The sequence below is a fragment of the Priestia sp. USM5 genome (assembly GCF_058323215.1).
Genome location: NZ_JBSGKN010000001.1, coordinates 3,027,363 through 3,042,063, shown reverse-complemented (window position 1 = coordinate 3,042,063; position 14,701 = coordinate 3,027,363). Strand labels below are relative to the sequence as shown.

At 37.2% G+C, this 14,701-nt stretch carries 11 protein-coding genes; 10 read left to right on the top strand and 1 reads right to left on the bottom strand.

The genetic code is table 11. The features are described 5' to 3' along the window. The first annotated feature begins 219 nt into the window (after positions 1 to 219). The 9 genes from ACWATA_RS16375 (at position 220) to ACWATA_RS16335 (ending at position 12,851) form a co-directional block, all read left to right on the top strand. Positions 220 to 1,671, top strand: a complete 1,452-nt coding sequence (locus ACWATA_RS16375; RefSeq protein WP_033578516.1) for a glycoside hydrolase family 68 protein — start codon at positions 220 to 222, stop codon at positions 1,669 to 1,671. Positions 1,672 to 2,027: 356 nt separating this feature from the next. Beyond that, positions 2,028 to 4,814 (top strand): sigma-54-dependent transcriptional regulator, encoded by a 2,787-nt coding sequence (locus tag ACWATA_RS16370; RefSeq protein WP_367032752.1) that lies wholly within the window; start codon positions 2,028 to 2,030, stop codon positions 4,812 to 4,814. A gap of 254 nt (positions 4,815 to 5,068) precedes the next feature. After that, positions 5,069 to 5,509, top strand: coding sequence for a mannose/fructose/sorbose PTS transporter subunit IIA (locus ACWATA_RS16365; RefSeq protein ID WP_028413930.1), 441 nt, complete (start codon positions 5,069 to 5,071; stop codon positions 5,507 to 5,509). Further along, the gene (locus ACWATA_RS16360) at positions 5,506 to 6,000 is read left to right on the top strand and encodes a PTS sugar transporter subunit IIB (RefSeq protein WP_028413929.1); all 495 of its coding nucleotides are present in this window, start codon (positions 5,506 to 5,508) and stop codon (positions 5,998 to 6,000) included. The genes ACWATA_RS16365 and ACWATA_RS16360 overlap by 4 nt, the downstream gene beginning before the upstream one ends. Positions 6,001 to 6,012: 12 nt before the next feature. Further along, a complete protein-coding gene (locus ACWATA_RS16355; RefSeq protein WP_028408130.1) occupies positions 6,013 to 6,822 on the top strand; it encodes a PTS mannose/fructose/sorbose transporter subunit IIC in 810 nt (269 codons plus the stop codon). A 26-nt stretch (positions 6,823 to 6,848) separates the two neighbouring features. Continuing rightward, complete coding sequence (locus ACWATA_RS16350; RefSeq protein ID WP_013056298.1) at positions 6,849 to 7,676, top strand: mannose/fructose/sorbose PTS transporter subunit IID; 828 nt, start codon at positions 6,849 to 6,851, stop codon at positions 7,674 to 7,676. Between the two features lie 87 nt (positions 7,677 to 7,763). Further along, on the top strand, positions 7,764 to 11,342 hold the full coding sequence (locus ACWATA_RS16345) for a glycoside hydrolase family 32 protein (protein ID WP_155017159.1): 3,579 nt from the start codon (positions 7,764 to 7,766) through the stop codon (positions 11,340 to 11,342). A 243-nt stretch (positions 11,343 to 11,585) separates the two neighbouring features. Next, entirely contained in the window at positions 11,586 to 12,332 is a 747-nt protein-coding gene (gene map, locus ACWATA_RS16340; RefSeq protein ID WP_014460782.1) for a type I methionyl aminopeptidase, read from the top strand. A 210-nt stretch (positions 12,333 to 12,542) separates the two neighbouring features. Continuing rightward, entirely contained in the window at positions 12,543 to 12,851 is a 309-nt protein-coding gene (locus ACWATA_RS16335; protein WP_028413927.1) for a DUF5634 family protein, read from the top strand. A gap of 867 nt (positions 12,852 to 13,718) precedes the next feature. Here ACWATA_RS16335 and ACWATA_RS16330 read toward each other — a convergent pair. Beyond that, positions 13,719 to 14,192, bottom strand: coding sequence for a YbaK/EbsC family protein (locus ACWATA_RS16330; protein ID WP_034267780.1), 474 nt, complete (start codon positions 14,190 to 14,192; stop codon positions 13,719 to 13,721). A gap of 315 nt (positions 14,193 to 14,507) precedes the next feature. Here ACWATA_RS16330 and ACWATA_RS16325 point away from each other — a divergent pair, with 315 nt between their 5' ends. Further along, positions 14,508 to 14,699, top strand: a complete 192-nt coding sequence (locus ACWATA_RS16325; RefSeq protein ID WP_033578521.1) for a hypothetical protein — start codon at positions 14,508 to 14,510, stop codon at positions 14,697 to 14,699. Positions 14,700 to 14,701: the final 2 nt, after the last annotated feature.

Genomic DNA, 14,701 nt, shown 5'->3' with positions numbered 1-14,701 from the left:
TTTAAGACTTTATAACTAAATTAAAAAAACAAAGGGATAAAAAAGGGTATGATCACTCCATTTTACCTATTTGACTTTTCAATATTATGCAAGTAATCTTGGAAAGGTAATGGAACCGGTTCTGTTATTTCACCAGATGGATATGACTTCTCGATACATAGAAAATGGATCACTTGTGAGTAACACAAGAAAAAGTATGATACAAAAGGGAGAAAACAGATGAACATTAAGAAAATCGCAAAGCGAACAACAGCATTATCTTTTGCTGCAGCTATGTTAGTAGGTGCTGGATCTCAAACATGGGCAGCTGAAAGCAATCATAAAGATACAAATAATAATTATAGAGTTTCTCATATTACACGTGATAACATGCTGAAAATTCCTCAGCAGCAAAAAAGCGAACAGTTTAAAGTTCCAGCTTTTGATAAAGCAACAATCAAAAATATTGCCTCTGCAAAAGGGTATGATAAATCGGGTAATTTAATTGACTTAGACGTATGGGACAGCTGGCCTCTGCAAAATGCTGACGGAACAGTAGCCAACTACCATGGTTACCAAGTTGTATTTGCGCTAGCAGGCAATCCTAAAGATGCGGATGATACATCTATTTATGTGTTTTATAAAAAAATAGGTGAAGAGTCGATTGACAGTTGGAAAAATGCAGGAAGAGTGTTCAAAGACAGTGATAAATTTGTACCGAATGACCCTCATTTGAAAAAACAAACACAAGAATGGTCAGGATCTGCTACTTTAACATCAGACGGAAAAGTACGCTTATTCTATACTAATTTTTCAGGTACAAACTATGGAAAACAAACTTTAACAACAGCTCAAGTAAATGTATCTCAGCCAAGTGCAGATACGTTAAAAATTGAAGGTGTTGAAGATCATAAATCCATTTTTGATGGTGATGGTAAAAAATATCAAAATATTCAGCAGTTTATCGACGAAGGCGCATATGGTTCAGAAGATAATCATACGTTGAGAGATCCTCACTATGTAGAAGATAAAGGGCATAAATACCTTGTGTTTGAAGCAAACACAGGAACTGAAGATGGTTATCAAGGGGAGGATTCTCTTTACAATCGAGCTTACTACGGTGGAAACAATCCATTTTTCCAATCAGAAAAAGAGAAATTACTGCAGAGTTCTAATAAAAAGAAAGCCTCTTTAGCAAACGGCGCATTAGGCATTGTAGAACTAAATAACGACTATACCTTAAAAAAAGTAATGGATCCACTGATTACCTCAAACACGGTAACAGATGAAATTGAACGCGCAAATGTATTCAAAAAAGATGGAAAATGGTACTTATTCACAGATTCTCGCGGGTCTAAAATGACCATTGATGGTATCGGCCAAGATGACGTATATATGCTAGGATACGTATCAAATACGCTGACAGGAAAATACAAACCGCTAAATGATACAGGACTTGTTTTACATATGAACCTCGATCCTAATGACAAAACGTTCACGTATTCACATTTTGCAGTTCCACAAGTTAAAGGAGACAATGTCGTGATTACAAGTTACATGACAAACAGAGGCTTCTATTCAGAGGAACACTCTACGTTTGCTCCTAGCTTCTTGTTAAGTATTAAAGGATCAAAAACAGCTGTTGTGAAAAATAGTATTTTACAACAAGGACAATTAACTGCAGATAAATAATTTTTAAAAACGAAAGAAAATGGCGACAACTGCTGCTGTTTTCTTTCGTTTTATTATGTAAGCAAAAATATGCTGTAACTGCAGTGCTAAGTAGAATGAAAAAGTAGTATATACAGATTCACAGTTATTCAAAGAAAATGAAACATTCAGACAGACTATAACTTTAAGAATGAAACCGGTTGACATGCAAGGTTGACTAACTTAATATATTTACATATAATGGCTTGAAACGCTTTCATAGATTAGTATGACATGATGGTACTTGTAGATGAAATAACTTGTAGTAGTAGGGAATGTCTCATTTCTTTGAAAGAGAAACTTCCGATCGTGAACTGAAAATAAAGAAGGTGCTTCTAATGAAACGAATTGATAAGGTATACAATCAGCTGTTGAGTAATTTTCAGGAGTTTACAGAAGTGGAACTTTTACATAAACAAGGAAGCTCAGCGATTGAAATTGCTGAACAATTAGATTTAGAGAGATCTAATGTAAGTCTTGAACTGAACAAACTTGTCCGCATGCAAAAAGTAATTAAAATTAAAATGTTCCCCGTTCGCTACGCTCCGCTAGAGATTGTCGAAACCATTTTTCGTCAAAAGTGGGATACGAATAAGATGGAAGTGGAAAAACTAGAGCAGCTATCTAATGGGGGAAAAGAAGAAGCACTTTCTGCTAATCCTTTTGAATTAATGATTGGAGCCACAGGCAGTTTGAAAAAATCGATTTCTCAAGCAAAAGCTGCTGTTCTTTACCCGCCCAATGGGTTACATATGCTGCTATTAGGTCCCACGGGATCAGGCAAATCTCTTTTTGCAAAACGAATCTATCAATTTGCTATATATTCAGAGAGGTTAAAAACAGGGGCCCCGTTCATTACCTTTAACTGCGCTGATTATTACCATAATCCTCAATTACTTCTTTCTCAGTTATTTGGTCATAAGCAAGGGAGTTTCACTGGAGCAACTGAAAGTAAAGTAGGTTTAGTAGAACAAGCAAATGAAGGCATTCTCTTTATGGATGAAATACACCGGCTTCCTCCTGAAGGTCAAGAAATGCTTTTTTACCTCATTGATCAAGGTACGTACAATCGTCTAGGGGAAACAGATCATAAGCGAATGTCTAAAGTATTAATTATTTGTGCTACAACTGAAAATCCCGGTTCAGCCTTACTGCAAACTTTCTTAAGAAGAATTCCGATGACTATCCATATTCCGTCATTAGAAGAGCGATCTCTCAAAGAAAAGATTCGTCTCACAACGTTTCTTTTAGAACAAGAAGCTAAACGAATTAATAAAAAGCTAAGTGTCCACATTGATGTATTAAATGCTTTAATCCACACTGAAAAATTCGGGAATGTAGGGCAGTTAAAGTCCAATGTACAGCTCGTGTGCGCACACGGATTTTTAAATAACCTTGATAGTAAACATATGGTGGAACTTACAGTGAGAGACTTGCCTGATGATATTAAACGAGATTGGATTTCAAATAGTAAAAATATGGAGCGCAGCAGAAAGATTTCTGAATATGTAAATCTCAAAACGATCATTTCTCCGGCTATGGAGAGGCAAGAAATAAAAATAGAGGAAGACGTATCATTTAATTTATATCAGTTAATAGAAGAAAAAGTAGATGTTTTAACAAAAGAAGGTTTATCTCAAGAAGACATCAATCAATATATTCTTACCGACATTCATTTGAATGTTCGGAGCTTTTTTAATCAAAAAAATGGCCAGAGTTCTAATTTAATGAAATTCGTAGAAGACGACGTGATTCAGCTTACAAAAGAATTAAAACATTTAGCAGAAAAAGAATTGAACTGTAAATTTGATCGCAGATTTATTCATTTTTTGAGTATGCATATGGAATCCTTTTTAAAGCGAAAAAAACAAGTAGACGTATTAAATACAAAGGAGATAGATGAAACTCGCGAAACGTATCCAAAAGAATATGCGGTAGCCCTGCTTTTTAAAAATCGAATTGAAAAGTGGTTTAACATTATCGTGCCAGAAATAGAAGTCATTTATCTCACAATGGTTATTCAATCCATTCGAACGTTAGAAGAAAATAAGCGAGTGGGGATTGTGGTTGCTGCACATGGAAACAGCACGGCAACTTCTATGGTAGAAGTGGCTACGGAGCTTTTAGGAAGTACTCCTATTATAGCTATTGATGTGCCTTTGACGGTATCTCCAGTCGAAATTGTAGATAGATTAATCCAGGGAATTAAGAAAGTAGATGAAGGAGAAGGCGTATTAATGCTTGTAGACATGGGCTCGCTTGCCATGTTAGAAAGCAAGTTAGAACAAAAAACAGGGACTAAGATTAAAACAATCAGCAACGTGACGACGTCTATGGTGTTAGACACCGTTAGAAAAGTAAATTATTTAGACTTAAATTTATATGCCATATTTGATTCGGTACAAAAAGACTTTATGGAATTTATAGATAAGCAGCAGCATGTGTTTGGGAAAAAAAAAGCCCTTGTTTCTATTTGTACAACAGGAAGCGGTACAGCAAAACAATTAGAAAAAATCTTAACGATTATTTCACGGAAAGTATCTCAAGAGCCTATTAAAATTCTAACCGTTTCTTCTATTAAATTAGCAGCAAACATTCGGGAAATTCAAAAAGAATATGAAATTGTCGCAACAGCAGGTACCAAAAACCCTAAGATTGATGCGCCTCATGTATCACTAGAAGTCCTTATTGAAGGGCAGGGAGAGCGAATACTTCAACAGGCAATTACAAAAGAAACGATACGCTATGATGAGGAGAAGACGGAAGGGAATATTGTAGTGCGTGAACTTTGCGAAGAAAACTTACGAAAGTACCTTCTATTTATTAATCCGTATCTCATAAGTGAAATTCTGTTAGAGTGGTTAAATCACGTACAAGATGAGTTAGAAATGGAATTAAGCAACACCGTTATGATTCGAATTGTGATGCATACAGCCTTTGCTTTAGAAAGAATGATAAAAAACGAACCTCTTGCTTTTCCGGAGGATGAAGAAATCACTCCTCAGTTAGAAAATATTTATCAAAAAACGGAAAAAACATTACAAGCCGTCGAAAAAAAGCTTAAACTTACCTTAACAAGAGATGAAAAATTATTTATTGCCACCATTTTTGCGGATGAAATGTAAAAATCATATGATAATCCCAAGAAACTAGTTTAATTTATATGCCGCTAGTTTCTTTTTTTATCCCATTTTTTAAATAACAGAAAAACCTGTATTAAAACGCATGACGTTTTGATACAGGTTTATTTATTTTAAGAAACCTGTATCAACAACAAAGAAAAAGGTATTGAAAAATAAATGAAAGCGCTTAATACTCTTTGTTGGCACGATACTTGCAATAAATAAGTGTAGAACGTAAAAGAGAGGAGCAAGTGTACATGATTTCAGTCATTATTAGTGGGCATGGTGATTTCGCACCAGCATTAGAAGGGTCTTCCAAAATGATATTTGGTGAAGAGAATCACGTAGTAGCCGTACCTTTTCTAAAAGGAGAGGGTATCCAAACGCTTGAAGCAAAATATAAGCAAGCATTAGAGGAAATGCCCTTAGAAAATGAAGTGCTTTTTCTAGTCGATATTTTTGGAGGTACACCTTACAATGCGGCTACTCCCTATATCCTTAAAAACAAAACAGCGGATATGGTATCCGGAGTTAACTTGCCTATGTTATTAGAAGTGTTAGCCATGAGGGAACACGTTACATTAAAAGAGATGCTAGGGAGATTAAAGCAAGTGAATGAAGAAAGTTTTCAAGTGTGCAGTGAACATTTGGAGAAAGTCCAGCAAGCAAACCAAATCGGAGAGGATGGATTATTATGAAAATCGTTTTAGCAAGAATTGATGACCGCTTTATTCACGGGCAGGTATTAACAAGATGGATCAAAACAAATGCAGCAGATCGAATTATCATTGTTTCAGATGAGGTGGCAGCGGATGAAATGCGAAAAACGCTTATTCTTTCTGTGGCTCCTTCGAATGTAAAAGCAAGTGCTGTCTCAATTTCTAAAATGACAAAAGCATTTCACAGCCCTCGTTATCAGGATACAACAGCCATGCTGCTGTTTGAAAGTCCTGCAGATATTGTAGCTCTTGTTCAAGCTGGAGTGCCTATCGAGACAGTAAACGTAGGCGGCATGCGTTTTGCTAATGACCGAAAACAAATCACAAAATCTGTAAGCGTTACCGAAAAAGATATCGATGCTTTTGAGAAACTACAGGAACTAGGCGTAAAGCTTGAGCTGCGCCAATTACCCTCAGATTCTAGCGAAAATTTTATTCAACTACTGAGAAATGAAACAAAAATCAAATAAGGAGATGAGTTTATGTCTTCCATACAAATTATTTTATTATTAGTCATTGCAGCGGTAACTGGCATCGCAAGCGTATTGGACGAAGGGCAATCCCATCGTCCTCTCATTGCCTGCACGTTAGTAGGCTTGGTGCTTGGAGATTTAAAAACGGGCATTATTTTAGGCGGAACGCTGGAATTAATGGCTCTTGGATGGATGAATGTTGGATTGGCGATGGCACCTGATACGGCTATTGCTTCTGTTATTTCAACTATTTTGGTTATCACAGCTGGTCAGGGGATTGGTGAAGGCATTGCGGTAGCTATAGCTTTAGCAGCTGCAGGGCAAGTACTCACCATTTTTGTTCGTACCATCACAGTATTTTTAATTCATCGAGCTGATAAGTACGCGGAAGAAGGGAACTTTAAAGGAATTGAAATTATGCATATTACTGCTATGGGTTTTCAGGCTCTCCGCGTTATGATTCCAACGTTAATTGTTACATTAATCAGCGTAAGCGCCGTGCAAACTTTCCTCGGAAATATTCCGGAAGTTATTACAAAAGGTCTGCAAATTGGGGGAGGCATTATCGTGGTCGTAGGGTATGCCATGGTTATCAATATGATGAACATTCCTCATTTAAAACCTTTTTTCTATATCGGGTTCTTATTAGCGGCATTTACAGGGTTTAACCTGGTAGGATTTGGGGCGTTAGGTCTTTGTTTAGCCCTTCTTTATCAGCAAGTAATGCAGCAGCGAAATCAAATGCAGCCGGCAGGCGTTCCAGCAGCTACAGGGAGCGAACAAGTATATGATGATGACGATGATGATTTAGATGCCTAAACGGCGAACTTAAGGGAGGGATAGAGATGGAAAATGAAAAAAGATTAACGAAAAAAGACATCTTTAGCATGTTTATTCGCTCGAATTTTTTACTCGGTTCATTTAACTTTGAGCGTGTTCAGGCAATGGGCTACTGTTATGTTATGATTCCAGCAATTAAACGTTTATACGGACCAGGGGCACAGCGAAATGCAGCATTAAAGCGACATTTAGAATGGTTCAATACACATCCATGGATTTCCGCACCTATATTCGGCGTCACGGCAGCAATGGAAGAAGAAATGGCAAATAAAAAAGATTTTGATGAAAAAGCCATCAGCGGAATGAAAATTGGATTAATGGGACCGCTTGCTGGCGTAGGAGACCCTATTTTCTGGGGAACGCTGCGACCAGTTCTTGCGGCACTAGGCGCATCTCTTGCGTTAGGCGGGAATATTGCCGGGCCACTGCTGTTTTTCATCTTAATTAATGCCATTCGATTAAGTACAAAATATTATGGATTAAAATATGGTTATTTAAAAGGAACAGAAATTTTAAAAGATTTAGTAGGCAATCGAATTCAAAAACTGACGGAAGGTGCATCCATTTTAGGACTCTTCGTAATGGGAGCATTGGTTTCGAAATGGACCACTATTAATATACCAGTGGTTGTTTCTAGGATCAAAGATGATTCTGGTAAAGTTGTCGTGAAAACCGTGCAAGACGTACTCGACAGTATTTTACCGGGACTGCTTCCTTTAGCGCTAACTTTATTAGTAGCATGGATGCTTCGAAAAGGTACAAATCCGCTGCTTATTATTTTCGGTATTTTCTTAATCGGTATAGGAGGTTATTGGATCGGCTTTTTAGGCTGATAAATAAGAGGAGTCATCTATTCTTCTAGCATCCGCTGGTGAACATGTTTTGCATAGCCAGTAATGCCAATAAAGGAGGAAAGAAAGATGAAAAGAACCGTCAAAAAGTTATTGATGATTGGAGTCGCTTGTTCCATAAGCATGTTTTCTGTATACCCTGTATTAGCTGATAATACAGGGTATTATCAAGAAAAATATCGGAATCAATTTCATTTTTCTCCAGAAGCGAACTGGATGAACGATCCAAATGGAATGGTCTATTATAACGGGGAGTACCACCTTTTTTATCAGTATTATCCTTACGGTACCACCTGGGGACCTATGCACTGGGGGCATGCAGTTAGTACAGACTTAGTGAAATGGAAACACCTTCCGGTTGCTCTTTCGCCAGATGAGAACGGAGAGATCTTTTCAGGAAGTGCCGTTATCGATTGGAATAATACCGCAGGATTTGGAAAAGAAGCGATGGTAGCTATCTTTACGCACTCAGGCAGTAAAGGGCAAGTTCAAAGTCTAGCATACAGCACGGACAGCGGAAGAACATGGACCAAATATGAAGGAAATCCTGTTATGCCAAATCCCCCAGTTCCTGACTGGCGCGATCCAAAAGTGTTTTGGCACGAGCAAACCAAGCAGTGGGTGATGTCTTTAGCTGCTAAAGATAAAATCATGTTTTATACATCACCTGACTTGAAAAATTGGAAATACGCAAGTGAGTTTGGATCTGACGGAGGGATTCAAGCAAACGGTCAAAGCGGTGCCTATTCATATACTTTGTCTGAACAAAAAGGTCAATCTTTTACTCTAGAGGGAGAAATTATGCTTGTAGAAAAGAATGGACGCGAAGGTGCAGGAGGCCTTGTTTTTCGTTCTAATAAAGATGCAACAAACGCATATACCGTCAATTTAGATGCTGAAAAGAACCTCTTAACACTTAACAAAGTAGAGAAAGGAAGCGTAACGACCGTTGTTTCAAAGCCAATGAGGCTGGATACGTCACAAGCGTATCACGTGAAAGTAGAAGCAAACAGTCACCACTTTAAGATACTGCTAAATGGAAAACAGGTTTTAGAAGGCAGTGATGTATCTTTTGAAAACGGTCAGTTTGGATTAACAGCATGGAATTCCACAGCTGTCTTTCGTCATGTTAAATTTACGAATCAATCTAATTTCATAACCAATCTATCTAACTGGAAATCTATTACTGGAACGTGGAATGATACTGCTGCTGGAAAAATCGGTAAATCTAACAGCGACGGATATATTATGAGTGAAGAACAGGGAGATCAGTTCATTTACGAGTCAAATATGACATTTTTAGATGAAAACCATGGTTCAGGTGCGCTACTTTTCCGAGCAGACGCGGAAGCCAAAAACGGATATATAGCTAGCGTAGATGCTTCTAAGGATACAATCAAACTAGTAAAACTTCAAAATGGCATTTCAACTGTCCTTGCTGAAACAAACGAAAAAATTGATACGAGCAAATCACATCAAGTAAAAGTAACTGCATCGGGAAATGAACTTGATTTGCATATAGACGATAACTTCACCCTTACTGCAAAAGATGAAACTTTTTCAAAAGGATTGTTTGGACTACATGTTAATCAATCTTCAGTCCGGTTTCAAGACGTTAACATGACAAAGTTTATTGATACAGATGAAAAAGAAATTAAAAATAAAAGTTTTGAAACAGGAGATCTCACCGGCTGGAAAACGATAAAGGGAAATGCATTCACAAACGATCATGTAACGGATGCAACCGCAAATTGGAGCGGTCTTTTTGAACAAAAAGGAAAGTATCATTTATGGGGTTTTTCTGATAAGCAAGATGGCGATAATGCCACTGGAGAATTACATTCGTCTTATTTTAAATTGAGCGGTTCAGGTGAAATTAATTTGTTAATGGGAGGCGGAAACGACCCCACAAACCGCTATGTAGCCTTAGTCCGGGCATCCGACGATAAAGAATTGATTCGTCAAGCGAATACAAAGTTTGCAGATGAAAAGTACCAGCGCTACGTGTGGGATGCTTCTAAGTATATAGGAGAAGTACTGTACATTAAAGCCGTTGATCAAGCTGTAGGAGGATGGGGGCATATTAATCTAGATGATGTGAATGTATTCAATACAGAAAAAATGCCGGAGAAAGTAGACAGTGTAGCAAAAGAACCAGAGGAAGCTAAACAAAGAGAAGGCGGAGAGCTTTCAGATTGGAACACAGTGTCAGGAGAATGGGTGAATTCAACTCACGGAAGCAACGGAGGAATTTGGGAATGTCCTACTTTACTCGAACTGCCGGTTGATGGAGACAGAACGAAGAAAAAATGGGTACTGCAAGTCAGTATCAATGATGGAGCGGCAGCTGGAGGTTCAGGTATGCAGTACTTTGTTGGTGATTTTGACGGAAAAACATTTAAAAATGAAAACCCGCCAGAGGAAGTGCTTTGGACAGATTATGGTGCCGACTTTTATGCTGCTGTAGATTGGAGCGGTGTTGAAGGAGATAACGGAGAAAAGTATTGGCTAGGCTGGATGAGCAACTGGCAATATGCCAACAATACTCCAACTACTACTTGGAGAAGCTCTATGTCAATCCCAAGAAAAATAGAACTCACCAACACAGCAAAAGGGCTTCGTTTAAAACAAATACCTGTTTCAATTGATTCAATTCGCAATAAGCAAGAAAAAAAGGTGTTGAAGAATCTGATGGTTACTGAAAACAAAAATCTTCTGTCAGGCATACAGGAAAACAAATATGAAATTATTGCAGAATTCGATGTTTCAAATACGGATGCACAAGAATTTGGTTTTCAAATTCAAAAAGAAGGCAGCGAAAATACAAAAGTCAGCTATAACGTAAACAAGCAGCAATTATTTGTTGACCGAACAAACTCTGGAAGTTTTGATTTTGGTGAAAATGTGAAAGGCAAACACTCTGCTCCCATGCTTCCAAAAGCCGGAAAGGTTAAGCTTCATATGTTTGTAGACCAGTCGTCTGTAGAAGTATTTGGCAATGACGGCACTGCAGTAATAACAGACCAGCTCTTTCCAACGCTTTCAAGCAATAAAATAAAGCTTTACAGCAAAGGAGGGGCTGTAAAATTAAATTCTCTTAAGATGTATCCGTTAAAATCTATTTGGAATAAAAGTCCTGTTGATACAAACTTATCTGAATGGAAGAATATTAGCGGACTATGGGCCGATACGATTAACGGAAAACAAGGACGAAGCAAAGAAGATTCCTTTACCTTATCATCAAAAGAAGCAAAAAATTTCACATATGAGGCAAAAATAAAGGTGTTAGACGATTCTGTTTCAAATTCTACAGGAGCAGGAGCGCTAGTATTCCGTTCGGATGAACAGGCAAACAATGCTTATGCTGCGAATGTAGATGTGCTGAATAATCAAATAAAGCTCATTGCGTTTAGAGACAGAATAGGAAAGGATCTCATTATTTACGACGATGGGGGAAAGCTGGATTTAAAACCAAATACGGATTACCATCTAAAAGTGATGGCTGAAGGAGAACACATTCAAGTTTATCTCGATGGCAAGCTGGTGATCGATACAATGGACCCTACCTTTTCAGAAGGTTATGCTGGGCTGAACGTGTGGAATTCTACTAGTTTGTTTAATGAAGTGAAATTTGAAACAGTGGATTAAGGAATTGTGAAAGCTGCCGTGTACTAAGGCAGCTTTTATATAACATAAAAAAGTATGCTGCGGTGAAGTAGCATGCTTTTTTGAATTTCATAGGTTAATGAAGAGGATTTTTACATATGATAAATATCTTACTAGTCTAATTAATCGTACATTTTAGTTCTTAAAAGGTCTTTTGAAAAATCCTCATAAAAATATGATAAAATCGGATAGGATATATATTTCGAGGAAGGAAAGTGTTTTTTTATGATTATTGGTAACGAACAGGATTTAGAAAGTTTACGCAAAATTGGACGTATCGTTGCACTTGCGCGCGAAGAAATGAAAAAACAAGCAAAAGCAGGTATGACAACAAAAGAGCTTGATATGATCGGTAAAAAAATATTAGATGAACACGGTGCTATTTCTGCACCTGAAAAAGAATATAATTTCCCAGGTGTAACGTGCATTAGTGTCAACGAAGAAGTGGCTCACGGTATTCCGGGAGACCGCGTATTAAAAGATGGCGATTTAGTAAATGTGGATGTATCCGCAGTACTTGATGGCTATTATTCGGATACGGGTATTTCATTTGTTATTGGGCAAGACGAAGAAAAAGAAAAGCTGTGTCAAGCTGCAGTAGATGCATTTTGGGCAGCTATGAAAAAAGTAAAAGCTGGTTCAAAACAAAATCAAATTGGTCGTGCTGTTTCTAACTTTGCACACCAAAACGGATATGCTGTTATTGAAAACTTAACGGGTCATGGTGTTGGCCGCAGCTTGCATGACGCTCCTAACCACATTTTAAACTATTATGATCCAATGGATAAAGCCCTCTTGAAAAAAGGTCTTGTTATTGCTGTAGAGCCGTTTATCTCTATGAAGGCTGATCATATCATTGAACGCGGAGACGACGGCTGGACGTTTGTTACACCTGATAATAGTCTTGTAGCACAATGTGAACATACGATTGTTGTAACAAACGGTGAACCGATTATTTTAACTGAACTATAATCAAGTTTCTCTGTAGATTTCGGTAACAAAAAAGCTACTTCACTTAGCAATGTTTTTTCGTTGCATTATAGTGAGGTAGCTTTTTTATTACTATGTAATGAATGACTATTATATCGACTTGCTTTGTTCATACAACGTTTGAAAGATAGTGTAATTGAATATGCTCAAGGGAATGCTAAGTATAAATCGAAATGAAAAGGGGTATGAAATGTGGAATATGTAGGAAGAGAAGCGATTGTAAGTGAACTGACTCATCATATGGATGACATTTTAAACAAATATAACCTTCAAGGCGTCTCCGTATATGAAGAGGAAGGAGAAGGTAATCACTATTATCTTGGCTACACAGTAAAAAAGAATGATCATGTGTTTATGGTTAACAGACCTTATCTAAAAGATAAAGACGGAAAATTAGCAGTCGAAAAGCAAGAATGGACTCTTCAAGGTAACGAAGGAGAAACAAATGGATATACTTCACTTGAAGATGCATTTCAAAAAATTGATGAAACCATACATTAAATAATTTTTTGAATTTCAAGTTCAGATTTTTTCTTTGAATGCGTGAATCTGAACAGTAGAGCGCTAATGGCTGTCGTGCTTCTTTCACCTATACTATCTAACTTTTCTTTGCTATAAAGTCTAGAAAATTACATGTAATAAAAAATTGTTTTTTTAGGTTTTACTATATAAATACGGGGTACACATATAGTACAGCAGCTATCATGCAAATGGTTGTTGTGAAAGGTTAAATACTTAGCGTTTGAAGGGACTGATTAGTTTTGAAAGGCTTAACAGCGACTTCAGCAAATGTATTACCGCAAATTGAAAGTAGATATCCGTATCTCACGCAAGGCACTTTGGTTATGAACCGATATACGTAACGAAAGGGCCTGACTAGGCAAACAAAGGAAAGACTGAATCAACGAGAAGAAGCCTGCATCTAAACATGTAGGCTTCTTCTTTTTTACAGATGAAACTAAGACGATGAATGAGTACATAACAGGTATACATTAAGAAGATTCAGATTCAGTCCATTTTTCGTGCACGTTTTTCTTGAAAAAAGGTCATAAGTTGAAGATACTGTATATAACTATGTAAAAGAATTTTTGAATACAAAATAGTAAATCTGCTTGAGGTGAAAATGATGAGAAAAGCAAATAAAAGTGAATTTCTGTGGAATACGTTAGACGGCTGGCTTTTTATCCCTAGGAACATTCCTTTACTATTTCTTTTTGTATTTCTCTTAGGGGTTTCTTACCTAGGTTGGGTTAAGCTGTTTCATAAATTCGTTTAGGTACGCCAATGAGCTGAAACAAAAAACTGTTTCAGCTTATTGGCGTACTGATTGATTTATTTTATGTATATCTGTACCTTAATTTACCTAAGTTATTCATTCCATCCTTTGCACACATCAACCCATTTTAAGCATTTCGAAAATTCTTCTAGTTCGGGTATTGTTAATTCAATTGCACTATTTCCACTTCCACAGGCAGGGAAAACGGTAACAAAACGTTTCAGAGATTCATCTAGATACACGTGAACACCTTCATTAACGGCAAATGGGCATACTCCGCCTACGGCATGACCAATCAGCGTTTCTACTTCACTTGCTCCAAGCATTTTTGCTTTGGTTCCGAACTCTTCTTTATATTTTCGATTATCAATTTTCGCATCTCCTGCTGCCACAATTAATAGAACGGTTCCTTCTGCGTTAAAAGAAAGACTTTTTGCGATCCGTTGCGGCTCACATTTTAAAGCTTGCGCTGCCAGTTCTACAGTAGCACTGGACTCATCCATTTCAATAATTCGATTCTCCATGCCATATTGTTTAAAATATGCTTTTACTCTTTCAATCGCCATTTTTATATCCATTCCTTTCGTTAACTCTTGCAAATATGTATGATTGCCTTACAGAGGATGTACAGTTTCTCTTTGAAATAAAAAATTCTTATTATTTTGTATATACGGAAATTATACACAACTTCTCAGTTAAAAGCACATATTCGTTTTAATTAAAAAAGTTACGTAGGTAAAGTATTTTTAGCTGATTGAAGCAGGATTACGGAACCCTTTGACGAATGTAACTATGTCGGCTGCGAAAACATAGGCATTAGAACAAAAGATAAATGATGAAATTGAAAAGGCGCAAATGTTCTAGTGAAATGAGGAGAAGGAATGCCAAATTTACACACTATCGTCAGTTTCTTTAGCAGTACATGCATGGCAACGATGAGTATGATTTATTTGTTTTCCCTTGTACCGCGGGCATGGTCTTTTAAATTTCGATTTGGAGCCATGATTGTAGGAATCCCAGTCGGCATTATAATGGGCCAGGTTGCTATGCTGATCGGCTGGCACCATCATTAAAA